Raw genomic sequence first — 25,314 nt, 5'->3', positions numbered from 1 at the left:
GCCTGCTCACGCACGCGGTTCGATTACTCCCCCATCAAGTCCTCGACCAGGCATCTCGCCACAGTGACTGACCATGGTCCTCGTCGGCATGGTCGCCGGTCGGGAGGTGGAATCGGCCGGGCGTGCTCAGAACAGCCCAAACAGATGCCCGACCACGAAACCCGCGACCGACAGCACCACGACGGCGATGGCGACGAGAGTCACCACAGGCGCCCAACGAGTCGGTCCCTTTTCCTGGTGCGACAAACCCGAAAGCCCTCCCTCCGCCGGAGGTGTGTCTCCCGGAAGTACCCCGCCACCGGAGTCGAGGGCGGGAGTGGAGTCCGGGTCGGGACCGGGAGTCGAATCCGGCTCACGACCGCGATTCGGCTCGTCAGGCGTGGACGAGGTCATCGGTTCCTTCTTCCCGAGAATGCACCACCACACCACGGGCAGTTCCGCCGAACGTGATGCTCGTGCTCTTCGAGTTCCAGGATGAGGGCTCACCGAGCAGCGTGCATCCCTGGTTCGGGACAGGGTGAGCAAGAGAGAAGCAGCGACCACGTGGCCGACCTCGGACAACTCCGGAACTACCGGCTCGATCACGACGCATCGGTCCTGATCGAGCCGGTGACTCGATCTCCACGCTCGTCTCCACTGATCGCTCCTTCGGGAGCGCGGTCGGGGCTCGACCGTTTTCGCCCCTGTGCCGATGGCCGGCGAGCAGAGCGGCACTACGCGTGGTGAAGGGGCAGCAACTCGTCCCGGGGCGCGCAGGCCGACGCCCCACGACTGAAGTATAAAGATTATCATTTCCAATTACATCCAGCAGACGCCGGGAATCACCGTCGGGGTGCCTACTCCGCGACCGACCGGCCTCTCGGCCACCTTCGTTCGTAGAGCTGAGGAGGTGAACTCAGGCCTGCCCCCTTCTTCGGGCGAGGTCACGACAAGTGGTCTTCCGCATACCAGGGATTCCCGGCACCACTAAAGCGCGAACAGAGTTTCGCGTCTGCCCCCCGCATTACCTTTTGGTTGTCCCCGCAACGGGGCTCCCGGCCTGTGGGCTCGGCAGGACTTGTCCCCTGGCACGCATGGTCCGGGGGTGTCATCGGGCCCACGGACACCGCACGAGCACTGATACGGGTACGAACAGGACCAGGTCCTGTGTAACGTGGCTGCCGGGTTGAGCGGTGCCTTCGTGGTGCTGGATGTCGGCACGGGCGAACGTCTCAGCCGCGAACCTGACCCGGGCCGGCCGCCGAGGGCCTAGACGGCATCAGAACGGTAACACCGAGGTGCGGTGAGAAATCCGCAAGTCGAATCCCGTTCGTGAAATGTGGCAGAGCGCCCCCGATCCGTCGTCTTGCGGCTCGGCGTTGGCCCCGGCCTGTTGGCTCCGAGCTTTCCCGGGGCGGTACCCGCCGCCGGCACCAAGCAGCCGCGTTGCGGTACCCTCGGAACCTGCTTCGGCAGAGGGCTCTTCATCGCTCACGCCACCCGCTCATCACTGCGAAGAGCCCAAAGACCTGTCATGGGTCACGGGTGGGGTCGGTCACCGATTCGACGGAAGACGCGGATTTGACGCGAGCCAGCTCGATAGAGGTCCGCAATTCGGTACGGTCGGAAGTCTCCAGTATCGCGTATCCGAGTCGGTCGGCTGAGGATGTAGCAGCTTGGACCTGTGCACCGTCGTGCATTCTGATCCCGTTACGCACGACTCCGGGAACATCGGCCAGTTTTTCCAGGCATTCGGAGCGAAATCTGCCGGAGTGCTCAGCGACCAGGAAGAGGCTGGCGGCCTGTTTAACCGGACGGTAGGCGGTGCTGTCGGAAAAGTACGAGCATGACCGCAGGTCGGGCTCGTCGCCCAACGCGAGCTGGATGTGTGTCTTGAACAGATCGATACCGGCGGCTCGGGAGAATACCTCGGTAAGATGATCGCCCGGCATCCGAACCATGACCTCCATGATGACCAAGTCGGTCGAGGTACGCGCACGAAACTCCAGACAGCAGAGCCCTGTTCGCATCCCCAACACCGCCAGCACTTCCCGCCCCAACTGGTCGGCGGAGACCTGTAAAGCAGGGTTGACTTCCCCGTGAGCCACCTCGTGCAGCGTCTCCACGTAATACGGTGGACCCGTGGTCTCTTTTCTGGTGAGGTTGCTGAGTAACACTTCACCTTCCCGGACAAGCGCTTCCCAGCTGTATTCCGGTGCTTCGACACACTCCTCGACCAGTAGTTCCGCTTCGTTTCCCCTCCGTTGTACTGCCTCCTGCCAGCCCGTCCAATCGTCGATTCGCTCGACACCCGTACTGCCGTACATCGAAAGCGGCTTCACCACCACAGGAAGGTTGTCCGCCACCCAATCCGAAACCTCGTTCAAGGCGGTGGCATACCGGAACCGTGGTTGCCCCAGTCCTGCCCGATCGAATTCGAACCGCTGCAATGCCTTGTTCCGGGACACGACCGCCGCGTCCAGCCCGGGTCCCGGCAACCCGTTTCGGTGCTGAACCACAGCGGTGGCGAGGACGTGAGGCTCGGTGAAAGCGATCACACCGTCCGTGGCCATACGGCCGACCAGCCGATGGGTCGGCGCCATCCATGCTTCGTCCTGGGCGGCCAACACCGCGGGCACCGATTCGCCGTCAGCTACGCACGGATGTGACTCCCGTAGTACTTCCAAACGGGACTCCGTCTCCACCACACCGATCCGTAGACCGAGCTCATCGGCCGCGGCCAGATACGGCTCGGCCATCACACCGCACCCGACTACCACCATTTCCCGGGTCATTTTCCTGCCCTCCGTTTCGAGTCGACGTCGATTTCGACGTGGGCGGTCACGTATGGGGGACACTGTCACCAGGCCGACGGACGCCACGCCACCAGGCCCACGCCAACGGCGCGATCAATCCTGCGACAACGCAGGTAACCACCAGCAGAAGTCGTTGCACGTCGATTCGATCGCCGACCGCGGAAAGCACACCTCCCGAGATCGGAGTGGCCACCAAGATCGCCGCGATGAAAAACCCCAGGGTGGTGCCGACCTGTGTATCCGTGATCAGCTGCAATCGCCGAGTACGCATCCATATGGTGAAGACGGTGATCCCGGCCGACCAAATGCCGTACATGATTCCGAAACTGATCTCCGACGGCGCCCAGGCCATGCCCGGAGCGCTAAAAGCCAGTAGGGCAAAGGCAATCGCGACGATCCTGCCGATCTCCATTCGACGGGTCAGCGGATTGACGATCACCACTGTCGCCAAACTGGCTGTACTTCCGGCACCCGCCACCAGTCCTACCGCCGAGCTGTCCGTGCCGAAGTTGCCGACCATGATCATCGGAAGACCCGCCAAAGCCAACCCGCCGATCAAATTCACCAGTATGGTCAGCAGCATCAGCTGCATCAGCGGACGGTTTCGTACCGTCGCCACAGCTCCCGTCCTCAGTTGACCCAGCGGTCCGGCGGGCTGCTCGTCATCGACACGTCGATCGAGCACAATGCCTCGCGCGAGCACAGGCGTGATCGTCGCTCCGAGGACGAACACTGCCGCGACGACCACGACCCCGCCGGACAGTCCCGGTGTCGCCAGCAGAACTCCGCCGAGAGCCGGTCCGGTTGTCATCGCGAGTTGCTGGGCGCCCTGGAGTTTGCTCTGCGCATCAGAAAGAAGATCCGAGGCGACACGGTTCGCGAACACGCTCTCGGTTGTGATCTTGGCATGGCCATTGAGCAGAGTCAGCAAACCCGAGGTCGCCAACAGCACGCCGGGCTCGGGGAAAGCGGCCACTATCAGCAGAACCGCGGCACGGGTCGTGTCGGTCAGGACGAACTGGCGGAGGGCGGGAAAGCGCCCCACGAAAACCCCGAGCACCGGCATCGCGAGGACCCTTGGCAACCACTGCACAGTGAAAGCGATCCCTGACAACGTTACGTCACGGGTCAGAGTATACATCGCGACCGGTAGCATAAAGGTCGACATCTGATCGGCCAGCAGACCGAGGAACCGTGCACAGACGAGCAGCGAAATCGCGGTGCGCGTGGTAGTGGCCGCTCGCTTGCCCTGAGACGACGTCACCATCATGACTCCTGCACAATTCTTTTCGGGAGGACGGCACTGCACGGTGTCCGCAAGTCGAGCGCGAAACGTGTACAGCACGTTCCTTCTCCCGCTCGGCAACGCACTCCACCGGAGCACTCGCCACCTCTACCACGAATCGGTAACTCGTTCATTCTTCGACAGCCACCTCATCGGCCCGTGGAAATTTGAGAGGATCGACACCATTCGCAGAACGGAAATGGAGCCGGAAGACCACGCGACATGCGGGCGTCGAGCTCAGCGGCACGCCAAGACACCTTCGACCAGGAACGACGAACGGATTACTGCCCCTTTCCCGTGACATCCGAGCACAGCGACTAGAGTCTCCACGACCGGATGTCGTTCGAAAGGTCACCATGGCTGGCGCACAGCGAAATACTTTGACCGGATCCGCGGATCTGCACCTACCGGAGTTCGAGTCGCCGCCGGACTGCCCGGTCGCTCTGCTGCGATCGTGGTTGTCCACGGCTTCCGAGCAGGAGGTACGGGAACCCGCGGCGATGGTCCTGGCTACCACGGACACCGAGCGACAAGCGTGGACACGGGTGGTGCTGGCCAAGAACGTCGATGATCGAGGAATCATCTTCTCCACCTCCGGAAACAGCCGCAAAGGCGCTCATATCGCAGAGAATCCGCGTGCCGCGGCGACATTCTACTGGCGGGAGACTCTGCAACAGATCAATGTCGCCGGACGAATCGAACGGCTTACCGACGAGGACTCCGATGCACTGTTCGACGAACGCCCCGTAGCCGCTCAGGCGACCACTGCGGTATCACGACAGAGCGAAACGCTGGAGGACGCCGAGTCCCTGCGGGCGCAAGTCGCCCGACTCACCGATGCCGGCGAACCACTTGAACGTCCGAGCTGGTGGGGAGGTTTTCGGCTTGTGCCGGAAACGATCGAGTTCTGGCACGGCAGTCCGGATCGGTTGCACCGACGATTGCAGTACGAACGCGCCGGCGACGGCTGGCGGGCTCGCCGATTGCAACCCTGAGGCGCTGGAAGGCTTTCGCTGCCGCTTCCTCGTCGTACCCGACGCGAGGAAGCGGCGGGGTGGCCGGCTCGGCCCTGCCGAGCAACGGATTTACGGCGAAAGCAACTCCCGGCTTCGGCCGACGAAATCATCTCGCCCATGGCGGACAATCTTTTATCTCGCGCTCAGCACGCTCCAGATCGGCCACGGTGTCGATCTCCATCCAGTCGTCCTGTTTCACCCAGAGCGGTTCCAATCGACGCTGTTTGGCAACGGCTCGGACAGCGTGCATGTACCATCCTTCCGTTCCCTCACGGTCGATCACGTCGTCGGCGGCTCTCAGCAACGCGTGAATTCCTTCACCGGTCCAGTAGGACACCCCCACCACTTCACCACTGATCCGTTCGGGGGGTAGCTGCTTCTGCAGATGCCACACGCGACCGCCGCGGATCTCCACCGCCATGTCGATCATGGATCTATCCGTTCCCACATCCACGGCCAACGTGTCATCGACGCTGTACAGGATCCGCTCGACGAGATCGGTGGAGAGGATCAAGTCACCGTCGATGATGACGGTGGGGCCGGTGAGCAGATCGCGAACAGCGGTCAAGGACAGTATGTTGTTCGCGGAAGCATAGTCGACGTTGTACACGAAACGTACAGGTGGCCGCTCGGAAACCGCCGAGACCTTTTTTTCGAGCAGTTCGGCGTGGTACCCGGTCACGCACACGACTTCGTGCACGACGGGAAGAGCCAAACGGGCGAGCAAGCGCTCGATTATAGGTTCGCCGTCAACCGGCACCAGTGCTTTCGGCACATAATCGGTGTGCGGTCGCAATCGTGTTCCGAGCCCCGCGGAAAGCACGATGACACGAACGCTGTTCGATGCATCGACTGCGTCCCTGTTCACAGTGACTCCTCGTATATCCGACCGATCAGGTCACCGGTAACACCCGGGATCGGGTCGTTGTCGGTGTTTCCCGTCACGGACCCGACCAGAATCGGTAAATCGTCCTCGGAAACCCCTGCGGTCGTCAGCCGAGCACGGAGTCCTATTCGGTCGAGCATTTCTACGATCGCGTCGGGCCCCTCCCCGCCGCGTCCCAACAGCTCCGCGATGTTGTCCATGCGCCGCGACGCATGGGGGTAAGCGTGTCGCAACCAAGCGGGATACACCAGAGCCAGGCCACGTCCGTGGCTGACTGCCGCTTTTGGGATCGCCCCCATCGCCTGCTGCAACCTGTGGGGCAGGCAGGTGCTGGCGGTGGCGACGTTGAGTCCGCCGAACAGTGCCGCCAGCGCCATGGTCTCTCGCAGTTCAGCGTCGCGCTCTCCTCGGACCAGTCGAGGCAGACTGCCGGAGATGAGCTCCAAACAGCGTTCGGCCAGTAAGTCGCTGAGCGGATTGCTGCGACGTGCGAGATAGCTTTCGACAGCATGGGCGAAAGCATCGAAACCTGTCTCGACGAGCACCTGATGGGGAACGCTGCGCAACAGGTCCGGGTCGATCAGCGCCGCGGCGGGAAAGAGTGCCTCCCCGCGAATGCCCGTCTTCAGTCCACGGTCGGTATCGGTAATGATGGCACCTTTTGTGACCTCGGCTCCACTGCCTGCCGTGGTCGGTACGGCCACAACCGGGAGTAGGTCGTCTGTTGCAGCCACCGTGGTACCCAGCAACGCTCCCGCCGGCCCGTGCACGAAGCCCACGGCGGCCGCCTTGGCCGCATCGATCGCGCTTCCACCTCCCAGGCCGACCAGCACATCGCAACCTTCCCGATGAGCCACGGCCACGGCTTGGTCGACCTCGTCGGCACGCGGGTCGGGTGATACTTCGTCGAACACGGTGACCGCAAGACCCGCTTCACCGAGACTGGATCGGACGACGTGGAGCATTCCGTGCTGGCGTGCTGCACGACGACCGCACACGATCAGAGCTCTGCTTCCGTGCTCTCGGGTGAGTTGGCCGACTTCTCGTAGCCTGCCCGCACCGAAGACAACACGTGTGGGGGTGAAGTGATCAAGTTTCATCGGTCTGATTCCTCGTTGGGGTGGTCAGCAGTGCGTCGAACACCGCACAGGTTCCGGTAGCCAGGAATTGAAGGGCCGAACCACCACCGGTGGAGCTGGCCCGCTTCCACGGGAGGTCCTTGACGGTGTCACCACCGAGCAACATGGCCGAAACCGCTGGATCGGCGAAAGCCGTCAGTATCGTTTCGGTGGCCTCTCGGAAACCCTCCGCGTACAGGGCGGGCGGTCCTGCGATCACAGCCCGCCCTCCTGTCCGGCGTAGTTCTTCGAGTTCCTCGATCAGCCGGGGACGTGGAACGAAATCGACGATGGCGTGACCGGCAGGAACCCCGCGATCGACCGGGACAACACTCGGGGACCGCCACCCTTCTCCGTCGTGAGAGGACACAACCACGTGGGAAGGCATGTGCAGGTGCTGTGTCGACCCCGCCAAGACGCGTTGAGCGACCTCCTGTTCTTTCCAGCCTCCCACCCGGGATTCGGCCACATCGACACCGCCGGCAGCGAGTAACGTGTTGAGTACGATCCCTCCCGGAACCACGAGATCGTAGCTACCGCGGAGCTGATCGAGACCGATCGTGGTCTTCTCCTTCTTCACACCACCTACGACCGCTACCGACCTACGGTCGGACGTGGGACCGGCCCACGGTCGCAGTTCGGCGGCCTCGTCGACCAAGCCGTCCGTTGCCCACCCGGGGCGCAGACGTAACAATCCCACGTTGGAGGCGTGTGATCGGTGCGCCTTGGAAAACCCACCGACGGCGACGTAGTCCCCGAGACGGGCGAATCTTTCCGCCAGTTCGGGAGCATCGCACTGCTCACCTCCGTGAAACCTGGTGTTTCCGAATACGACGATCTCGCCATCGCTCATCTCGGCAGCTCGCCGCACAGCGCCGTCGGTGGCGTTCGTCGGAAAGTACTGCACGGGGCGCGCCAACCGATCGCCCAGGTAATCCGCCAGATGATCGAGATGCTGCGCACTGCCGTCATCGAACTCCCCCTGGTGGCTCAGGATGGCGACACGAGCTCCGGCATCCGCAAGTCTCCGCAGGTCGTCGAGCTCGCAATCGATCCGGGACGTATCGGACATCCTCTTGTCGACGTTGCACCCCGCCGAGTAGATCCAGCGTTGGCCGCGTTGCACGTTCGCATCCGCCAGTCGAGGGATCCGGTCGATGATCGCGCTCGACGTGTCGATCGTTGTCATCAAGCTCCGTAGTGCCGTAGTCCTTCGATCTCAGGCAGCTCGAACATGGTGTTCATGTTCTGGATCGCCGACCCCGCGGCGCCTTTCACCAGGTTGTCGGTAACGGCGATCACCTTCGCGATGCCGCGGGACTCGTCGTAATCAACACCGAGATGGCAGAAGTTCGAGCCACGGACCGCCGCGACGCTGGGATAGACGTCGTAATCCTTGGCATTGAGTTTGCCGCTCTTGGGAAAGTCGTTGAGCAACACGAAGTGTTCGCCGTCGTGCCCCGCGCCGTAGGCCTGTTCGTACAGATCCGACAGCACGCTCTGATCGACTTTATGCCGGGCAGAACTCAGCAACGGAACGCTCGCCTGCACATAGATACCGCGAGCGAAATCGCCGTGGGCCGTGTTGAGATCAACCGTGAGGCGACGCTCGGTCAACGCGCCGAGTACGTCTTCGAGTTCAGGTGCATGTCGATGACCCTCCATGTTGTAAGGCAGAATCGAGCCGAACACGTGTGGGTGCATCACGTCCCGCTTAGGGGTGCTGCTCGCCCCGGTGGTTCCGTTGATCGCCGAAACGTGCAACGGAGCGTCCAGACTGGCCATACCCGAGGTGAGCAACGGTGCGAGGCCGAGTACGGCCGTGATCACGTAACAACCTGGATTGGCCACGAGGCGCGCCGAACGGACTCGTTCCCTGTTCAATTCGCTGATGCCGTAAACTGCTTCGGTCAGCAGATGTGGTGCGGTGTGTTCCAGGCCGTGTGCAGCTCGGTAAGTATCCGGATCGCCGAATCGGAAGTCGGCGGAGAGGTCGATCACGCGGACCCCGTGATCGAGATACCGTTCGACGACGCTCATCGCTTCCCCGGTGGGGGTGCAGAAGAACACGACGTCGAGATCGCCCACGTCGGCCAACAACTGCTCGGGCGTTACGAACTCCAGCCCACAGCCCAGCAGATTTCGATGGTTGCGTTCGAAAGGCTGGTCCCCGCGGGAGGTGGGAAGGATCTTATCCACAGCGGGGTGAGCCAACAACAGGCGGCACAGTTCACCACCGGAATAGCCGGTCCCACCGACCACACCGACATTGAGTCCGCTCGCGTTCATGATGCGTCAATCCTCCAAACCAGCAGTGGAGTCGGGGGTTTCGAGCAGGATCTTGCCCACGTGCGGCGACGCGGTTTCCAACAGTTCGAAGGCTTCCGAAGCCGTACGCAGGGAAAAGCGATCGGTCACCATCGGAGCGGGATCGATTTGCCCGGAGGCCAGCCAAGCCAGCACCGTCCGGAAGTCCTCGGGGGTGGCCAGAGCCGAGAAGTCCAGCGTGACCTCCGCGGATACCCAGTCGTTGAGGTTCAACGCATGCGGATGGTCGAAGTAGCTGACGACGATCACCTGGCCACCCGGACGTGTAACGGCAAGGGCGTCGTCGAGTACCCCCTCGTAACCGGTGGCCACGATCGTGACATCGACTGGATGGTCGGCCAACCGTCGTTGACTCGGAGGTGGCCCCTCTCGTGTGTCGATGTAACCGTCGGATCCGAGCGCGTGCGCACGCTCGCCTTTGTCCGCACCGATGTCTGCGCACAGCACCTCGGTGGCGCCGAGTCGCCGAGCCGCTGTCAAACAGGTCAGCCCGATGTTTCCTGTTCCCAGCACCAACAGCCTCGGCATCTCGTGCCTTATCAGGCGAGCCGCGTGCAACCCGATGGCCAAGGGTTCCACCAATGCGCCGGAGGTGAATCCGATGGTGTCGTCGAGGCGAAACGTGCTGTTGGCCCGCAGCACGACATACTGCGCGAACGACCCCTGCCAACCGTCGTGTGAAAGGTTCGAACGAGCGCGACACAGGTGGACCGCTCCCCTCGCACACTCCTGACACGCCCCACAGGGCGAGTAGGCTGCCGAGCACACCCGGTCGCCGACAGCGAATCCGGTTACCTTCTCACCGACCGTTTCGACCACGCCCGACAACTCGTGACCGAGTACCACCGGGGGCCGTTTGTACGGGTGCAGGCCACGATAAGCGGCCACGTCGGAGCCACAGATTCCGGTTTCGACCACCCGGACGAGCAACTCGTCGGCGCGCGGCGCGGGGACGGCAACGGTACGAGTTCGCATGGTCTCGACCGCTGTCAAGACAGCAGCTGTCATAGATCCGGGTCCCGGTCCGCTACCGGGCGGTTGTGCTGCCTCAGTGGACACGGTTCTCCACCTGTTCACCACGCAGGTGTGCGGACACGGCGTCGGTCACCGCCTGGCCGATGCGCCGCTGCGTGTCCTCGGTCATCGCCCCGATGTGCGGGGTGAGCACGACGTTGTCGAGTTCGGCGAACCGACCGAGGCCGCTCTCGGTCGCCAGTACGTCCAGTCCGGCTCCGGCGATACGACCGTCGCGAAGCGCGGCGAACAATTCGTCATCGAGGACCACCCCGGCGCGCGAAACGTTGATCAGCACGGCAGAGCTTTTCATCGCGGCCAGCTCCGAGTAGCCGATCAAGCCGTGCGTCAGCTCGGTCAACGGCGTTTGCAAGCTCACCACGTCTGATGTTGCGAGGAGGTCGGGCAGGCTTAAGAGGTCGACACCGTGCTCGGCCCACTTCTCACGGCGTACCGGGTCGGGGCTGGACACGTTTCCGACGACCCGCATGCCGAAACCTCGTCCGATCTCGGCCAGGCGGGTGCCGATATTCCCCAGCCCCACCAGTCCCAGCGTTCTGCCGCGCAGTTCGGTGCCCTCGAAGTCGGATTTGTTCCAGACCCCCTGCCGCACCTGCCCGTCGCCACGCACGATCCCGCGCGTCACCGCCAGCAGCAGGCCGATGGCGAGTTCCGCCACGGCATTCGCCGAGGCGCCCGGAACATTGCACACGTGTACACCGGCCGAACGAGCCGCGTCCAAGTCGACGTTATCGGTGCCCACACCCGCGCGTACGATCAATTGGAGACGATTACCCGCGTCCAGCACCTCCTCGGTGATCAGCACACCGCTGCGCGCAACGAGCACGTCGATGTCCTCGATCAACGAACACAGCTCCGCGGTGGAAGGTTGCAGCCGCACCACGACCTCGTGTTCCGCGCGCAAACGGGCCAGCGCCTCGGCGTGCACCGGGTCCACGACGAGAATCCGCAGCGCACGGTCGCCCGGAGCTGTTCGTTCGCAAGGGGACGCCCGTGGAAAGGACAGCCGACCGTCAGCGGAGACGCCGTTGTCCTGTGAGTACACGTCGTTCGGACGTGATCGCTGCTCCATCTGGCTCATTGCTTTCTCGGATTGGCTATTCAAGCGGAAGGCACCATTTCGGCACTGGACGTGCTCGGACGAGCTGATTCTTTGCGAGCAACCTTCCCTATTAGGTGATCTGAGTGGACGAAAGGCTAACACGACCTTAATACGGAAAGACCATTCGAAATAGTGATATAAATCACAGTTGACCATACGACAGCTCGCGGATACTGTCGAAAAAAGCCATTTGGTGATCAACAAAAATATCGAAAATATTCGATTTCTGATATTGATGCGGCCCGCTCCAGCAAGTATGGAGCAGCACCGGTGCTTGCACTGCTTGCTTTTATTTGTTCCTGAACCACCACTATGTTCTGGAGACAGTATTGTCCATCTCCACCAGGACGGAATCTCCGGAGTCGGCACGACAGCCGGAAGCCGGCAGTGGCAGACCCGGGCGTTTCCGCCGGATGCTCGCGTCACCGGAGCTGAGCTTCGCCATGGAAGCCCATGACGGCCTGTCCGCCAGAATCGCGCAGGCCGAGGGATTCAGGGCTCTCTGGGCTTCGGGACTGTCCATTTCCACAGCCATGGGGCTACGGGACAACAACGAAGCCTCCTGGTCACAGTTCCTCCAGGTGGTCGAGCTAATGGCCGATGCCACATCTGTTCCGATCGTGGTCGACGGCGATTCCGGGCACGGAAACTTCAATTCCGCGCGCAGGTTCTTCCGCAAGGCCGAACAAGTCGGAGCAGCGGCAGTGAGCCTCGAGGACAAAATTTTTCCGAAAATGAACTCATTCGTCGGAACCGAACACGAGCTGGCTCCTGCCGAAGAGTTCTGCGCAAAAATCAGAGCCTGCAAGGACTCCCAGCAGGACCCGGAATTCTGTCTGATAGCGCGCACCGAGTCCCTGATCGCCGGAGTCGGAATGCGCGAAGCGATCGACCGGGCAGAACAATACCGACTGGCCGGAGCGGACGCAATTTTCATACATTCCAAGAAGCAGGTCTCCGACGAGATCGTAGAGTTCTCCCAAGAATGGGGAGAACGATTACCGCTGGTAATCGCCCCCACTACCTACGCGGCAACCACGCCCACCGACATCTTTCGCCGTTGTGGCATCTCCACCGTGATCTGGGCCAACCACAGCATGCGTGCTGCTTTCGCCGCGATCCGGCAGACCTGCCGCGAGATCCGCGATACCGAGTCCGTAAGCCACCTGGAGACACTCGCACCGTTGTCGAATGTCTTCGACCTACTCGACTACGACGAACTCGAACGCGCCGAATCGCGCTTCTTCACGGACCATCCGATGAACGGTTGACGACCACCCCTCCACAGTGAGGCGACAATTCCGATAGATCGCACCCGTGTGCCGACTTAACCTGCGGCCATGCAGAAAGGACGCGAACCTGTGACTGATACGGGATTACCGGAGGTCTCTTCAGTAAGAGCGATACCGAAGCCGGATCCCACCGTTTTACTCAACCCCGGTCCTGTAGTGGTTCACTCCGATGTACGCGCGGCGATGTCTTATCCCGATGTGTGCCATCGCGAGCAGGAAGCCGCCGATCTGATGAAAGCAGTGCGCGAGAAAATCGTCGCGATATGCGGTGGTGCGGTCACCGATCACGTCGGAGTGGTACTGGCAGGTTCGGGAACAGCGGCCCTGGAGGCAGTGCTCAGCTCGGTGGTGCCAGCCGACGGTAAGGTTCTGGTTCTCGACAACGGCAACTACGGCGAGCGCCTGTATCGAATCACGCTCTGCCATGGTATCGCTCACCGACGTCTGGAGTTCGGTTGGACCGAACCCATTGACATCGACTCGGTCGACGAGCTGCTCGCCGCGGACCAGGACGTCACGCACGTGGCGATGGTCCATCACGAGACCAGTACCGGAATGCTCAACCCACTGCGCCGAATCGGCGAGATCGTACACCGCCACAACAGATCACTCGTGGTCGACGCCATCAGCAGTCTCGGCTCCGAGGAACTCGACGTCAGCACCGATCACGTCGACTGGTGCGTGGGGAGCGCGAACAAGAACCTCGAAGGCCTGCCGGGTGTGAGCTTCGTGTGCGCTTCCCGAACGGGGCTGGAATCGCTCGAGGGAACGACTTCGAGAACCTTCTACCTCGACCTGTACAGCCATTATCGTTCCCAAGAGGACGACCAGGCCCCGCTGTTCACTCCCGCCGTGCAAGTTCTCTACGCCTTCGACCGCGCACTCGACCTGGCACTGTCCGAAGGCGTGCACCGACGCCGCGAGCGCTACGAGGCAAGAGCCGCCCGTATCAGAAACGGGATCACCGATCTCGGTTTGCGATTCCTGCTCCCACTTCACCATCGTGCCAACAGCGTGACGCACGTACGGGTTCCGGAGAGGACGACCTACCGGTACCTACACGATTCCCTCAAGGAGAAGGGCTTCATCGTCTACGCCTGCCAGGAGCGGCTCGGCGAGGTGTTTCGCATCGCGAACATGGGGCTGATATCCGACAGCGACATCGATCGTTTCCTCGCAGCGCTCGACGATGTACTACGAAAAGCCCGGGCGTCGACTTCGACATGACGACAGCCAACACTTGGTGCGGTGATTCCACCAGAAAGCATTGCTCGTCGGACGACCGGAGAGGAAACCGAGTATGCGCCCCCTACGACTCGCGATCGTAGGCGGTGGCCCCAGTGCGACCTATGTGCTGGAACGACTGGCCGCCACTGCCCGGAGGATGACCGAACACTCGGCGCTCGAAATTCACGTGTTCGACCGCTCCGGCCGTTTCGGAGACGGCCAGGTGCACAGTAGCGCGCAACCGGCCAGCAGTTTTCTCAACCGAATCGTGGGGCAGGTCGCCTTCGCCGCCGACGAGACCGTCGACGGGGCGGAACCGTTGTTGGAGGAACGTCTTCGGCCGACTCTGCACGAATGGTGTCGTCGCAAGTTCGCCGAGACCGGCGATCCGGTATTCGACCTGCGTCCCGAAGATTGGCCGAAACGCTATGTCCACGGCATGGCTCTCCAGGAGTGCTTCCACACCTACGTCGAGCTGCTGAACGACCATCCCACGACTACGGTACGACTGCGGCACGCCGAAGTCACCGACATCCACGAGGTGACCGAGGGCTTCACGATCGACACCGACGAAGAATCAGCGGCATTGCACGCCGACCACGTACTGTTCGTCACCGGACATTCCTCCAACGAGGCCAGAACCCAACCACGAACCAGCAGACTCGCCGAATTCGCCGATCGGACGGGTGCCACCTACGTGTCGTCCGTATACCCACTGGAGCGCCATCTCGGACCGCGGCAGGTGACCCCCGAAACCGTGGTCGGATGCGCGGGTATGGGCCTGACCGCGATCGACGTCGTGCTCTATCTCAGCGAAGGACGCGGCGGACGGTTCGAACGCCATGGAGACCACCTCGTTTATCACCCTTCGGGAAGCGAGCCGAACTCGGTAGTGGTTTTCGGTGAAGCGGGACTGTTCACGTTCGCTCGCCCCTACAACGCCAAGGAACGTGATCCGGAGAGACTGGAACACCGCGGCGTCTTCCTGGTCGAATCCGCGGTCGACGCGCTGCGCGAGAGCGTAGGAGAACCGATCGATGTGGGAAGCGCCGGTGTACGGCGCCAGCTCGATTTCGAACGGCACCTGCTACCGATCGTTCTGCTGGAAATGGGCAGCGTCTATTACCGAACACTGCTCGGGGCCGATTTCGCTCGCGAGTTGGACCGTCGGGCTCGGCCTGCTTACGAGAACTTCCTCCGCGGAGGTGATCCGCGTTCTTACGAGGGTGGAGCCGAAGTACTGCTGGAAACAGTGAACACCACGGTCCGCTACGCGGCCGACGTGATCGACTCCGTACTGACCGGCCGGAGAACACTCGCCGATGCGGCCGCCGACGCCACCTCGGACGGATGGGACCTGCGGAAGGCGTTGGAACGCTACTTGGAGGTGGTGTTCGGCCGAGAGGCCGCGTACCGGGCGTTGGAACGGCTCATGTCGGCATCGGCACCGGTCGACGTGATCACAGGGCTGCACTCTCCGTGGCGGCATGCCCGTATGCTGCGGGACAACCTGTTCGTGTGGCAAAGTACGATCCGACCGATCGATCACGACAGCTTTGGGAACGCGGCCGAGTACCGGGACGCAGTGCTCGACTTCATGGACCGTGACCACAGGTTCGCTGTCCAGGACAACACCGAGAACCCGTCTAAAGCAGCCGCCGACAACGTGTGGCGGGATCTGCGACCGGTACTGGCATACGCGGTGGACTTCGGCGGATTACGCGCCGAATCGCACCGCCGCTTTCTCGACACCTACATGCGCCACCACAATCGGCTGTGCAATGGCGCGGCCCTGGAAGTCATGGAAAAGATCGAGGCGCTGGTCCGATACGGGCTGGTGGACGTTTCGGCCGGTCCGGAGGCGAACCTGGAAGTCAACGAGCGGAGCGGACGATTCGAGGTCTCCGGCCCCCACACCGGAGCCCGTATCGACCTCGACTTGCTCGTGGATTCCCGGGTCCATCCGTTCAGTCCTGAGCACGACGTGTTGCCACTGTACTCGAACATGCTGCGGCGCGGTTTGGTTCGCAAGTGGCGCAATCCCGGGTCGGACGGACGGGACTTCGAACCGGGAGGACTCGATCTGAGCGCCGACTTCCACCCGGTCCGGGCCGACGGAAGCATCGATCATCGATTGACGTTCCTCGGTCCTCCCAGTGAGGGCGTGATGTTCTTTCAGCTCGGAGCGCTACGTCCGAATCAGAATCACCATGTCATGCAGGATGTCCTGAGATGGTTACGGGACTTCTGGGAGGACCTGGCCGAGCATCACCAGCAGCAGGAAACATCGAACGAGCAACACGTCGAACAGTTCGCACGGTGAGAGAGTCAAATGCAACAACCATCCCGCAACGACCGTGTTGTCGTGTTTGTCGAGTCACCGTTGACCGGTGCCGGTACAGACGCCGCTCGTCTGTTGGCCGCCGAAGGCGTTGAAACCGTGGTGCTGGTCGCGGCCCCTGAGCGACTGCCGGAATATCTCGTGCGGCAGTACGGGGAGGCCGGCGCGGAACTACGGCGCTGCGATACCGCCGACACGGCAGCTGTTCTGGCAGAGTGCCGTCGCATCGCGGCGACCGGAAAACTACTGGCGGTAACCTCACTTTACGAATATTACACAGTGCGAGGGGCCGAGGTGGCGGCCGAGCTGGGGCTGCCCGGCCCTGCGCCGGCTGCGGTGCGTAATTGTCGCTCGAAGTCGGCGATGCGTCACGCACTGGACGGGGTGGCGAACCTCAATCCCGCCTTCGGTATCTGTGAGACCGTCGGTGAGGCTGTCGCGACGGCTTCCGACATCGGTTTTCCTGTCGTGGTCAAACCCACCGGGTTGACCGGAAGTGTTTACGTGCGCCGTTGTGACACGCCCGAGGAAGTCCAACGGATCAGTCGAACGATTCTCGAATTGGACGAGTACCTTCGAATACCTGTCGATCCGCAGGTGGCCGTCGAGGAACACGTGGCTGGACCGGAATTCTCCGCGGAGGTCTTCGACGGCGAGGTCCTCGGGCTGACCGAGAAACGCTGCGGGCCTCCCCCCAACTTCATCGAGATGGGCCACTTGTTTCCCGCCGATGCCCCTGAACACGTTCGACGATTGGTCACCGAGACGGCAAGGCACGCCGTGAGCACCCTCGGACTCGATTGGGGCGCTGCTCATGTCGAGGTCCGCCTCACCAGTAGTGGCGACGACGCCCGAGTCATCGAAGTCAACAGCCGCCTCGCCGGGGACCGCATACCGGAACTGGTTCGGTTGGCGCGAGGGATCGACATGACCGGTCTGCAGGTCGACGCGCTGCTTGGGCGACCACGCCACGCTCGCCCGGACCGGGACCAGTACGCCGCTGTGGCCTTCCAACTCGCTCCGGAGTCGGGACGGCTCACGGCGGTGGAGGGGATCCGGCAGGTCGAGCAGTTACCCGGCGTCGTCGAGGTACACCACCGCATCGGTATCGGTCAGGTTCACCAGGCCAACGGCTCCAATCAGGACCGCGCGGCCTGGGTGATCGCAGTCGGTGACAGCGGACACCAGGCGATATCACGAGCAGAGGCCGCGGCTCGGGAACTGCGTCTCGCATGGGACCCCGCCGACACCGTAACCCAGTACGTCTGACAGGGCAGAAAAACATGCGAATCCTTGTGCTCAACCGCTTTCCCCTGAGCAGTGTCCGGTACCGGGAATGGATCGACGGACACGAGCTGTGGCTGATCACCAGCAGTTCCGCCGTCAGCGAGGAAGCCGAACGGCGCGCGGCCGAACTGGCAGGTTTCGAGGAGGTGGTGGAGATCGAAGCCTACTCCTCCTCCGCGCTGTTGGAGTCTCACGCGCATCGACTACACCGCGAGGTCGCTTTCGATTCCGTACTGGCGATGTCGGAGTTCGATCTGCTACGAGCAGCGCGGCTCAGGCAGGACTGGAATCTACCCGGCCAGCACCCCGACAGCGTCATACCGTACCGGGACAAACACGAGATGAAGCGGTGCTTGACAGAAAGGGGGATCCCGGTCGCCGAATTCGATGCTGTCGACGACGCCACCGGACTTCTGTCGTTCGTGCGGGACTCGGACCTGCCCGTGGTCGTCAAACCGCGGCGTGGAGCTTCCTCCGAGGGTGTGAACGTCCTCAGGGATTCCGACGAGCTGCACGAATTCCTCGCGGACGGTCCGCTGTACGGCGATCACCCGGCCCACCTGCTGGCGGAGAAATACATTCCCAACACGATGTACAACGTGGACGGCATCGTTGTCGACGGGGTGATCAGAGTCTGCTGGCCGTCCAGCACCACGTCCTGTCTGGGATTCGAGGACGGTGCCAATTTGGTGGCGGCTGCTCTCGAACCGGATGACCCATGGTGCTCCGAGCTGATCGGCTTGGTCGAGGCCGCCGTCGACGCATTGCCCACCCCAGCGACCAGTATCTTCCACGCCGAGGTCTTTCTGACCGAGGACGGGGAACTGATGCTGAACGAGATCGGGTGCCGTATCGGCGGCGCCAAAGTCCGCGATATCATCGAGCTGGCCTTCGGTGTGGATCTCGTCGAATGGTACGTACGGGCCCTTTTCTCATCCGGCGAGAGCCGATTCGCCCCGCCTCGTCGCCCCATGACTCAAAGCGGGTACGTACTTGTCCCACCTCGTCCGGGCACTGTCTCGGGAATACCCCCGAGCTGTCCGGTTCCGGGGGTAGCGGTTTACGAACCACGAGTCAGCAGCGGCGAACGCCTCGGCGAGCCCCGCTCCAGCATCGACTGCATGGTCGCGATCGCTGCTACCGGCAGCAGTCGACGCGAAGTACTCACGGTGCTGGAACAGGCAGCCGAATGGACCGAAAACGCTCTCGACGTTCGTTAGCGACTCGCTGCTGACCACCGGCTCGGTCCGGCAAGAAGAAAGGTGCTCCGTGACCTCGTCCACGACCACGTCTCGCCCCAGCATGCTGTCGTTTTTGCGCGATGGCGCCAATCTCTGCACATTCGCCGGACTCGCCTGCGGCATGCTCATGATGTACTTGGCCTTCTCCGGGCAGCTCGCGCTGGCAGCAGCGGCCGGCTTGTGGTCAGGTGTTTTCGACAGCTTGGACGGTGTGATCGCCCGCAGGAGCCCGCGTCGTTCCGAGGCTCTGCGGGAGTTCGGTGGCCAGCTCGACTCACTGGTGGACGCAGTATGCGGTGGCGTGGCTGTAGCGGTACTGGTGCTGGCCGCAGGCGATTTTCATCCCGCATTTCTGCCCGTGGCTTTGGTGACGATCGGGGCTCCGGTACTGCGATTGGCTTATTTCAACGTCTACGGTATGCAAGCCGACTACTTCATCGGCGCCCCCATAATCTACAACCTACTGGTCGCGGCGACCGTGACACTGTTCTCGCCGCTACTGAGTGACCAAGGGTTCGCCGTCACACTCGCCATCGCGGCCATCCTGGTGGCAACGGCCAATGTTCTCCCGTTCCGAGTCCCGAAATTCAAGGGTGCTGGTTTGCGAGCTTTGGTTTTTGTACTGGTGATCCTGTCAACGGTGCTGATCGGAATCTCCCTGAACGAATAGAACACTGGACCCGTCCCCTCTCGACGCCGCAAGGTGTTGCAACGTAATGCCCTGATCCGGATCGCTGGAGTGGACCAGCTCTTCCACGGACGGATCCATCCCCCTGTAGGCATCGATTCCCTCGGCGGGCGATTGAAGCTGCGGGGCGCGCTCGGGAACTACTTCGACCACCTCGCCACCACGGAGTTCCTGGCTTATGAAGCTTCCGTCGGGCCACGGATGCGGCCGACCCGTGCGCCGGTGGTTGTGAGACGGTTCGTCGCCGGGCCCTTCGACCTGTCCCGACGTGCGACCGAGCCGGGAGAACTCACCCTGACGATTCGCTGGCGGCGCGGTGTGCGGGCTTCTTCCCGGACCGCAGGAGCGACGAGCGGGTGGTGGCTCCGGGCATGCTCCGAGCCGTGCCCGCGGGCGGGTTCGGTCCGGCCGATGCCGACGAGCTCTCCGCCGCCGAGGACCTCGACCCGCGGCGGATGGTGTCGCGCGAGTGGGCCTAGGAGTTCCGCGGCCTCGATGCATGTTACGGGCGCGGCCTGCCGCGGCCGGAATGCCGTGGGCAGTGGCCGCACCGGGAATTGAATGCGACCCGCTCGACCGGACAGGTGCGCCGGTGGGTGCTGGGAATCGGAGTGGATCCGCTTACCTGGAAGGCGGACATCGTCACCGCGTGCGTCATCGACGAAACTGTGTTCGACGATTTTTTCGCGCGGGTCGACGTCGGGGTGTTGTTCGCCGTACGGAGGTCCGATCAAGGTTTCGGGACGGCGGGCTCCTCGCAGCGCGGAACTGCGCCTGACTGGTGGACAGGAGCACCGAGCCCCGGACAGAATCCGTTCTACTCCTCATGGGCCTTTATCGCAGGCCTGTGTCGCTGGCGAGAAGGCGAGAGGCCAGGGCGTCGGCAAGGACGAGGCCGGCGGAAGAACAGGGGAGGAATTGAACGTTTGCGAGTACCGCTGCTGGTAGCCGCTTCGAGGGCGAGCACGTGACCGGCACCTGAAGCCGGTTGAGCCGGCCGCCCGACCAGAGGAACGTCCGATTCTCCCTGTCCTTCCGCGAGACCCGTTACTGGCGGGACTGCCCGCCCTGGGACTGGTCACCACGCTGATCGGGTCCGTGCTGCCCGGGGCTTTGCTGACCCCCCTGCTCGCCCTGTGACTGCGAGCCCTGCTTGTCGACGAAGTTCCGGACCTGCTCGGTTCCCTTGCTGATCTTGTCGTGGTACTTGCCGCCGGTCTTCTGGTCGGCGAAGGTCGACGCCTTGTCGATCCCCTGCTTGACCTTGTCCGGGCTCTTACCGACGAGTCCCTTCAGCTTGTCCATCATGCTCATGTCGGCCTCTCCTTCGCCGAGTCGGTACACGGGCCGTTCCACGGCCCTCGGACGTGCCACCGCCTTACCCTGATCAAGGGGCGGTCAAACTCGCCGCCCCTCCTCGCACCTGAGCGGCCGCGCTTACGCCTCGTGGTGTCAACGATCCTCGGCGGCACGGTGTTCCCATCGGGTGGCCCGGAGGCGTAACACACTGCCAGCAGCAGAGCTACGCCACCCGCTTGGCAACCTCATCACCCGCGCACCCCCGGCCGAACGCATCCGGTCCTGGTCACGCTGGGTCCGCCGGCGATCGGCACCCGAAACGGTGCCGGTGCGGCTCAGCCGGGGTGGGTTTCCCCGCCGACGGGCGAGAGCACTTCGCCGGTGTAATAGCTGGAGAGCCGATCGGAGGCGAAGAAAACGTAGGACGGCGCGATCTCGTCGGGGTCGGCTTTTCGCCCCATCGGTGTCTGTTCCCCGAACCCCTCGACCTTCTCCGCTGGAATCGTCGCGGGGATCAAGGGCGTCCACACCGGCCCCGGAGCCACACAGTTCACTCGGATTCCGCTGCTGGTCAACGATTGGGCCAACGATTTGGTCAGGATGTGCACGGCACCCTTGCTCGCCGAGTAGTCCATGAGAGCTTTGTTGCCGCGCAGTCCGTTGACCGAGCCCGTGTTGATCACGGCCCCACCGTTCGGGAGGTGTGCGAGCGCCGCCCGGATCAGCCAGAAGGGAGCGTAGACGTTGACCTTGAAAGTCCGGTCGAACTGTGCGGTGTCGATGGTGGTGAAGTCCTCCCGATACGACTGGACCCCGGCATGGTTGACCAGCACGTCCAACCCGCCGAGATCATCCACCGTTCGCCCCGGCAACTCCGCGCAGTAGGCTTCCTCGGCGATATCGCCCTTGTACAGGACGCACCGGCGCTGTTGCGCACGCACCAGACCTGCCGTGTGCTCGGCATCGTCGTCCTCGAGATCGGCGAGGTAGGCGATCGCGACATCGGCGCCTTCCTTGGCGAATGCCACCGACACCGCACGACCGATCCCCGAATCTCCGCCGACGATCAGGGCCCGCTTACCGTCGAGCAGCCCATTACCCCGGTAATGTCGCATCTCGTCACGAGGTGTCGGGCGCATCTCATCAGTGCGTCCCGGCGGTTGCTGCTGTTGTGCGGGAACACTCTCCGGCTGCTCCACCGCTACCTCCCGGCACTGTTGAACCGTGTCGCGAACAGGTATTTCCCGCTGTCGGAACCGCGAAACCACGAGGGAAAGACGGTTTCGCCACCGCTCCACCTCGCAGCGGCCCGGACGCCGTGTTTCGGCGCGAGTGCTCGATCAGGGCCGAGTGTCCTCCCGGAAAGCGTTTCGCGAGTACGGACGAACCACATCGCGCCGCAACTGAATCCCTGCCCCGTGGCAGCCGACCGTTGGCCGTTGTGGCGATCACCGGGCACTTCGAGCGCGTGGAACCGTCGAGCGAACCGTGGGCACGACTTCGCCCGCGGGATGCCACGTGCTCTCTCCGGCGGACGTGGGAAGGCGCGGTTCACCGCCGGACCCACAGCACCCTGTGGGCCCAGGCATTGTTCATATAGCCCTTGGGGTTCCAGAGCTGGATGGGAGTTTCCGGCTGCACGGTGGCGCTGGTGTCCCAGGCACGGGCATTGATCGGTATCCGTCCGGGTGGTAGATCGAGCGTCAGATGCCAGTGGCGCCATGCCCAGTGGGCAGCCTGTTTCTCCATTGTCACCTGAGTCCAGTTTCGGCCTTCGTCTGTGGAGACGTCCACCCTGGTGATCCCGTGGGCTTCTCCCGCCAGGGCGTAGCCGCGGATCGTTTTCGGGCCCGCGCGGAGCATCTCGTCCTCGGGCGGGACGAGGACATCGGAATTGACCGCGAGCGGCCCCAGCGAAAAACCCATCTCGTGGCCGGGAATGCCCGGATCCGCTTCGGCGGGCAGTAGTCGGTAGGCGGTGGTGTGGAAGAAATTGTCCGACGGACGCGGGCTCACGGTGATGCGATCCACCCACTTGACGCTGCGGGCACCGATGTAACCAGGCACCACCACCCGAAGCGGAGCGCCGTGCACGGCGGGCAACGGCTCTCCGTTCATCTCCCAGGCCAGCAACACTTCATCCCCCTGCGCCTTGACCATCGGCACCGATCCCCCGAAACGCTGCGGTGGCGACGCGATGCGCGAAACGTCGCGGGCCTCGAACTCGACGTGTTCGGCGTGGGCCGTCGGCGCGGCGGCGGCCAGCACGTCCCGGAGTCGTACGCCCGTCCACGTGGCGGTGGAGACCGCGCCGGCTCCCCACGGGAGTTCGCCCGGGATGTCGCGCACCCGCATCAGCCCATCGCGTCGGTTACCCGCGCATTGGATGGTGGCCACCATCTCACGCACGGGAAAACGCGAACGAAGCTCGGGCAACGAGAGTTCCAGCGAGTGCTCCACCTCGCCCTGCACCCGCAAACGCCATTCCCGTGGCTCGACTTCCGGGACCGGACCGTGATTGCGCACGAAGAACGTGCCGGTGTCGGTAACGATGCTCGCCGCGAGCGCCGCACGCGGTGGTTCTACGTTGAGCGGTTCCACCGCGTGTACGATCATGTCTTCACGTTTCCCCCAGAGCATTCACGATCACCTCTTCCCGTGTGCACCGCGAGCCGCCGAGCGCGGCGCGCCGGGTGTGAGAAGCCGAGGAGCTCGTCGCCGTATTCTCCACCCCGATACCCGTCGTAGGCCTGTTTCCGCGTCCACGCTGGGATTCCGGTACAACGTGTACCGCCAACTCGGCGGAGCGACCCCCGCAGGAGGCCCCGCCCACCGGAGCGAACGTGGGCCAGGCCGGTCGAGGACGATGTCGCTCGACCGGGCGGGGCCGAGCCGACCGGGGTGAGTGCCGTGCCGCCGGGTGGGAAACGTGGTGCGTGCGGAAGGAAATCGTGCGCAGGCGCCGGGAAGAACGAGAGCGGGCCTGCCCGCACTTCGGGAACAGAAGGCACGACGGAGACGAACACGCGCACCACCGGGTGTGGCACGGGCGAGCGACTCCCCTGGTCGCCACGGCCGCGTTCCGGCTGAGTCCGCTGTTTCGCTCCGGGGAACCGTCAACGCCCGGCGGCTCGCAGGGCGGGCAGCAACTCTTCCCTGGCGAATGCGAAGAAGCCCGCCGGATCGCTGTCCACCCCGATCTGCACCAGTGCCACATCGGTGAACCCCGCCTGCCGAAAGGACGAGACCGCCTCCACGATCGGCCCCACTTCCGGGCCGCACGGGATCGCCGAGGCCACGTCCTCGGGACGGACGTACTTGGTCGCCGCGGCGAAAGAGTCCGGCACGGGCAGCTCGGAATTGACCTTCCAACCACCGGCGAACCAGCTGAACTGCTCGTGCGCGCGTTCCACCGCCGCGTCGCGGTCGGGGTCCCAGCAGATCGGCAACTGCCCGATCTTGCGGTCGCCGGTCGTGTTCGAGGCACGATCCCAGTCCTCGCACAGTCTCGACTCGGGCGTGACGGCGATCATGGCATCGGAGGCCGCGGCGAATCGTCGGATCGATTGCGCCCCCGAAACGGCCGTTCCGATGGGCACTCTCCGCTTGGGCAGGTCCCAGAGCTTCGCCGAGTCCACCCGGTAGTGCCTCCCGACGTAGTCGACGCTGCCGCCCTCGAACAGCGCGGAAATGATCTCGACGGCCTCGGAGAGCATCTCGTGCCGGACGTTCACCGGCGGCCAGCCGCGGCCGATGACGTGCTCGTTGAGATTCTCGCCCGCACCGAGTCCGAGCAGGAAGCGCTCCCGGGACAGCAGACCGAGCGTCGCCGCCTTCTGCGCCACCACGGCAGGGTGATAGCGCATGATCGGAGCCGTCACATAGGTCATCAACTCGATGTCACTGGTCACCTGGGCCACCGCACCCAGCACGCTCCACGCGTACGGGGCGTGACCTTGCGGACGTAACCAGGGGAAGTAGTGGTCGCTCATCACCGCGAAGTCGAATCCGGTACGTTCGGCCGAGGCCGCGTGCTCGACGAGGGAACGTGGTCCGGACTGCTCGGTCAGGAGCGTGTAACCGATACCCGTCATTTCGTCACCCCCGAGCCGGACGCGCGGTGCCGGGACGGAGTGCGCGTCCCGGTTTCGGAGCTCCCCGAGATCGATATCGCGCGGCGGCCCGATGCAGGGCTCCTTCACTGGCGGGTAGTGCACGGTTTTCGACAACCGTGTCGCGTTCTTCGGGAACCGACGGAGTCGGCTCGTCCAATCTCTCCCGGCCGAACGTCACGCGGTGTTCGGTTCTCGGCCCCGCCTCGGGTACCTCTGCCGCGTAACGAGGCTCTCGCCGCCACATAACCTCGGCATCCCC

The 25,314-nt window shown here is 63.4% G+C and carries 20 protein-coding genes; 7 read left to right on the top strand and 13 right to left on the bottom strand.

Features of this window, described 5'->3' with window-relative positions:
• Nucleotides 1-126 precede the first annotated feature (126 nt).
• From BLR41_RS10395 to BLR41_RS10385, 3 genes are all read right to left on the bottom strand, one after another.
• Complete coding sequence (locus BLR41_RS10395; protein WP_092627922.1) at nt 127-393, bottom strand: DUF6480 family protein; 267 nt, start codon at nt 391-393, stop codon at nt 127-129.
• Between the two features lie 1,118 nt (nt 394-1,511).
• A complete protein-coding gene (locus tag BLR41_RS10390; protein WP_092627810.1) occupies nt 1,512-2,774 on the bottom strand; it encodes an ATP-grasp domain-containing protein in 1,263 nt (420 codons plus the stop codon).
• A 46-nt stretch (nt 2,775-2,820) separates the two neighbouring features.
• Entirely contained in the window at nt 2,821-4,065 is a 1,245-nt protein-coding gene (locus BLR41_RS10385; RefSeq protein ID WP_092627809.1) for an MFS transporter, read from the bottom strand.
• Between the two features lie 395 nt (nt 4,066-4,460).
• Here BLR41_RS10385 and phzG point away from each other — a divergent pair, with 395 nt between their 5' ends.
• Entirely contained in the window at nt 4,461-5,075 is a 615-nt protein-coding gene (phzG, locus tag BLR41_RS10380; protein ID WP_218120059.1) for a phenazine biosynthesis FMN-dependent oxidase PhzG, read from the top strand.
• A gap of 127 nt (nt 5,076-5,202) precedes the next feature.
• Here phzG and BLR41_RS10375 read toward each other — a convergent pair whose 3' ends face one another.
• From BLR41_RS10375 to BLR41_RS10350, 6 genes are read right to left on the bottom strand one after another with little or no spacing between them, the layout of a single operon-like run.
• The gene (locus tag BLR41_RS10375) at nt 5,203-5,964 is read right to left on the bottom strand and encodes a phosphocholine cytidylyltransferase family protein (protein ID WP_176797933.1); all 762 of its coding nucleotides are present in this window, start codon (nt 5,962-5,964) and stop codon (nt 5,203-5,205) included.
• Entirely contained in the window at nt 5,961-7,082 is a 1,122-nt protein-coding gene (locus tag BLR41_RS10370) for an iron-containing alcohol dehydrogenase (protein ID WP_092627806.1), read from the bottom strand. The genes BLR41_RS10375 and BLR41_RS10370 overlap by 4 nt, the downstream gene beginning before the upstream one ends.
• A complete protein-coding gene (gene pgk, locus BLR41_RS10365) occupies nt 7,072-8,289 on the bottom strand; it encodes a phosphoglycerate kinase (protein ID WP_092627805.1) in 1,218 nt (405 codons plus the stop codon). The genes BLR41_RS10370 and pgk overlap by 11 nt, the downstream gene beginning before the upstream one ends.
• Nucleotides 8,289-9,389: an N-acetyl-gamma-glutamyl-phosphate reductase gene (argC, locus tag BLR41_RS10360; RefSeq protein WP_092627804.1), complete on the bottom strand. Its 1,101-nt coding sequence runs from the start codon at nt 9,387-9,389 to the stop codon at nt 8,289-8,291. The genes pgk and argC overlap by 1 nt, the downstream gene beginning before the upstream one ends.
• Nucleotides 9,390-9,395: 6 nt before the next feature.
• Nucleotides 9,396-10,436, bottom strand: a complete 1,041-nt coding sequence (locus BLR41_RS10355) for a zinc-dependent alcohol dehydrogenase (RefSeq protein ID WP_092627803.1) — start codon at nt 10,434-10,436, stop codon at nt 9,396-9,398.
• 40 nt (nt 10,437-10,476) lie between these two features.
• Complete coding sequence (locus tag BLR41_RS10350) at nt 10,477-11,544, bottom strand: hydroxyacid dehydrogenase (protein ID WP_218120058.1); 1,068 nt, start codon at nt 11,542-11,544, stop codon at nt 10,477-10,479.
• A 314-nt stretch (nt 11,545-11,858) separates the two neighbouring features.
• Here BLR41_RS10350 and aepX point away from each other — a divergent pair, with 314 nt between their 5' ends.
• The 6 genes from aepX to BLR41_RS10320 all read left to right on the top strand — a co-directional run bounded on the left by aepX (nt 11,859) and on the right by BLR41_RS10320 (nt 19,623).
• Complete coding sequence (gene aepX, locus BLR41_RS10345; RefSeq protein ID WP_342745354.1) at nt 11,859-12,836, top strand: phosphoenolpyruvate mutase; 978 nt, start codon at nt 11,859-11,861, stop codon at nt 12,834-12,836.
• A gap of 69 nt (nt 12,837-12,905) precedes the next feature.
• Complete coding sequence (locus BLR41_RS10340) at nt 12,906-14,084, top strand: 2-aminoethylphosphonate aminotransferase (RefSeq protein ID WP_092627801.1); 1,179 nt, start codon at nt 12,906-12,908, stop codon at nt 14,082-14,084.
• A gap of 73 nt (nt 14,085-14,157) precedes the next feature.
• Nucleotides 14,158-16,407 carry an FAD/NAD(P)-binding protein gene (locus BLR41_RS10335; RefSeq protein WP_092627800.1) on the top strand — a complete coding sequence of 750 codons (2,250 nt, stop codon included), beginning with the start codon at nt 14,158-14,160 and terminating at the stop codon, nt 16,405-16,407.
• 9 nt (nt 16,408-16,416) lie between these two features.
• Nucleotides 16,417-17,694 carry an ATP-grasp domain-containing protein gene (locus BLR41_RS10330; protein WP_092627799.1) on the top strand — a complete coding sequence of 426 codons (1,278 nt, stop codon included), beginning with the start codon at nt 16,417-16,419 and terminating at the stop codon, nt 17,692-17,694.
• Between the two features lie 14 nt (nt 17,695-17,708).
• A complete protein-coding gene (locus BLR41_RS10325; protein WP_176797932.1) occupies nt 17,709-18,932 on the top strand; it encodes an ATP-grasp domain-containing protein in 1,224 nt (407 codons plus the stop codon).
• Nucleotides 18,933-18,981: 49 nt separating this feature from the next.
• Nucleotides 18,982-19,623 (top strand): CDP-alcohol phosphatidyltransferase family protein, encoded by a 642-nt coding sequence (locus BLR41_RS10320; protein WP_143013042.1) that lies wholly within the window; start codon nt 18,982-18,984, stop codon nt 19,621-19,623.
• A gap of 1,065 nt (nt 19,624-20,688) precedes the next feature.
• On the opposite strand, the gene BLR41_RS10315 is transcribed toward BLR41_RS10320, so the two are convergent.
• From BLR41_RS10315 to BLR41_RS10300, 4 genes are all read right to left on the bottom strand, one after another.
• A complete protein-coding gene (locus BLR41_RS10315) occupies nt 20,689-20,955 on the bottom strand; it encodes an antitoxin (protein ID WP_092627920.1) in 267 nt (88 codons plus the stop codon).
• 320 nt (nt 20,956-21,275) lie between these two features.
• Nucleotides 21,276-22,079, bottom strand: coding sequence for an SDR family oxidoreductase (locus BLR41_RS10310; protein ID WP_176797943.1), 804 nt, complete (start codon nt 22,077-22,079; stop codon nt 21,276-21,278).
• A gap of 412 nt (nt 22,080-22,491) precedes the next feature.
• The gene (locus BLR41_RS10305; protein WP_092627796.1) at nt 22,492-23,556 is read right to left on the bottom strand and encodes a sulfite oxidase; all 1,065 of its coding nucleotides are present in this window, start codon (nt 23,554-23,556) and stop codon (nt 22,492-22,494) included.
• A 500-nt stretch (nt 23,557-24,056) separates the two neighbouring features.
• Nucleotides 24,057-25,034, bottom strand: coding sequence for a TIGR03557 family F420-dependent LLM class oxidoreductase (locus BLR41_RS10300; protein ID WP_092627918.1), 978 nt, complete (start codon nt 25,032-25,034; stop codon nt 24,057-24,059).
• Nucleotides 25,035-25,314 lie beyond the last annotated feature (280 nt).

Origin of the sequence: Actinopolyspora mzabensis, from assembly GCF_900101095.1 — a bacterium.
GTDB classification, from domain to species: domain Bacteria; phylum Actinomycetota; class Actinomycetes; order Mycobacteriales; family Pseudonocardiaceae; genus Actinopolyspora; species Actinopolyspora mzabensis.
This window is presented reverse-complemented; position numbering and strand designations above follow the sequence as displayed.

What these genes read in the sequence shown, in the direction of transcription:
- BLR41_RS10395 (WP_092627922.1), bottom strand. Translation starts at nt 393, where the DNA reads ATGACCTCGTCCACGCCTGACGAGCCGAATCGCGGTCGTGAGCCGGAT.
- BLR41_RS10390 (WP_092627810.1), bottom strand. Translation starts at nt 2,774, where the DNA reads ATGACCCGGGAAATGGTGGTAGTCGGGTGCGGTGTGATGGCCGAGCCG.
- BLR41_RS10385 (WP_092627809.1), bottom strand. Translation starts at nt 4,065, where the DNA reads ATGATGGTGACGTCGTCTCAGGGCAAGCGAGCGGCCACTACCACGCGC.
- BLR41_RS10370 (WP_092627806.1), bottom strand. Translation starts at nt 7,082, where the DNA reads ATGAAACTTGATCACTTCACCCCCACACGTGTTGTCTTCGGTGCGGGC.
- pgk (WP_092627805.1), bottom strand. Translation starts at nt 8,289, where the DNA reads ATGACAACGATCGACACGTCGAGCGCGATCATCGACCGGATCCCTCGA.
- argC (WP_092627804.1), bottom strand. Translation starts at nt 9,389, where the DNA reads ATGAACGCGAGCGGACTCAATGTCGGTGTGGTCGGTGGGACCGGCTAT.
- BLR41_RS10355 (WP_092627803.1), bottom strand. Translation starts at nt 10,436, where the DNA reads ATGACAGCTGCTGTCTTGACAGCGGTCGAGACCATGCGAACTCGTACC.
- BLR41_RS10350 (WP_218120058.1), bottom strand. Translation starts at nt 11,544, where the DNA reads ATGAGCCAGATGGAGCAGCGATCACGTCCGAACGACGTGTACTCACAG.
- BLR41_RS10340 (WP_092627801.1), top strand. Translation starts at nt 12,906, where the DNA reads ATGCAGAAAGGACGCGAACCTGTGACTGATACGGGATTACCGGAGGTC.
- BLR41_RS10335 (WP_092627800.1), top strand. Translation starts at nt 14,158, where the DNA reads ATGCGCCCCCTACGACTCGCGATCGTAGGCGGTGGCCCCAGTGCGACC.
- BLR41_RS10330 (WP_092627799.1), top strand. Translation starts at nt 16,417, where the DNA reads ATGCAACAACCATCCCGCAACGACCGTGTTGTCGTGTTTGTCGAGTCA.
- BLR41_RS10325 (WP_176797932.1), top strand. Translation starts at nt 17,709, where the DNA reads ATGCGAATCCTTGTGCTCAACCGCTTTCCCCTGAGCAGTGTCCGGTAC.
- BLR41_RS10315 (WP_092627920.1), bottom strand. Translation starts at nt 20,955, where the DNA reads ATGAGCATGATGGACAAGCTGAAGGGACTCGTCGGTAAGAGCCCGGAC.
- BLR41_RS10310 (WP_176797943.1), bottom strand. Translation starts at nt 22,079, where the DNA reads ATGCGCCCGACACCTCGTGACGAGATGCGACATTACCGGGGTAATGGG.
- BLR41_RS10305 (WP_092627796.1), bottom strand. Translation starts at nt 23,556, where the DNA reads ATGATCGTACACGCGGTGGAACCGCTCAACGTAGAACCACCGCGTGCG.
- BLR41_RS10300 (WP_092627918.1), bottom strand. Translation starts at nt 25,034, where the DNA reads ATGACGGGTATCGGTTACACGCTCCTGACCGAGCAGTCCGGACCACGT.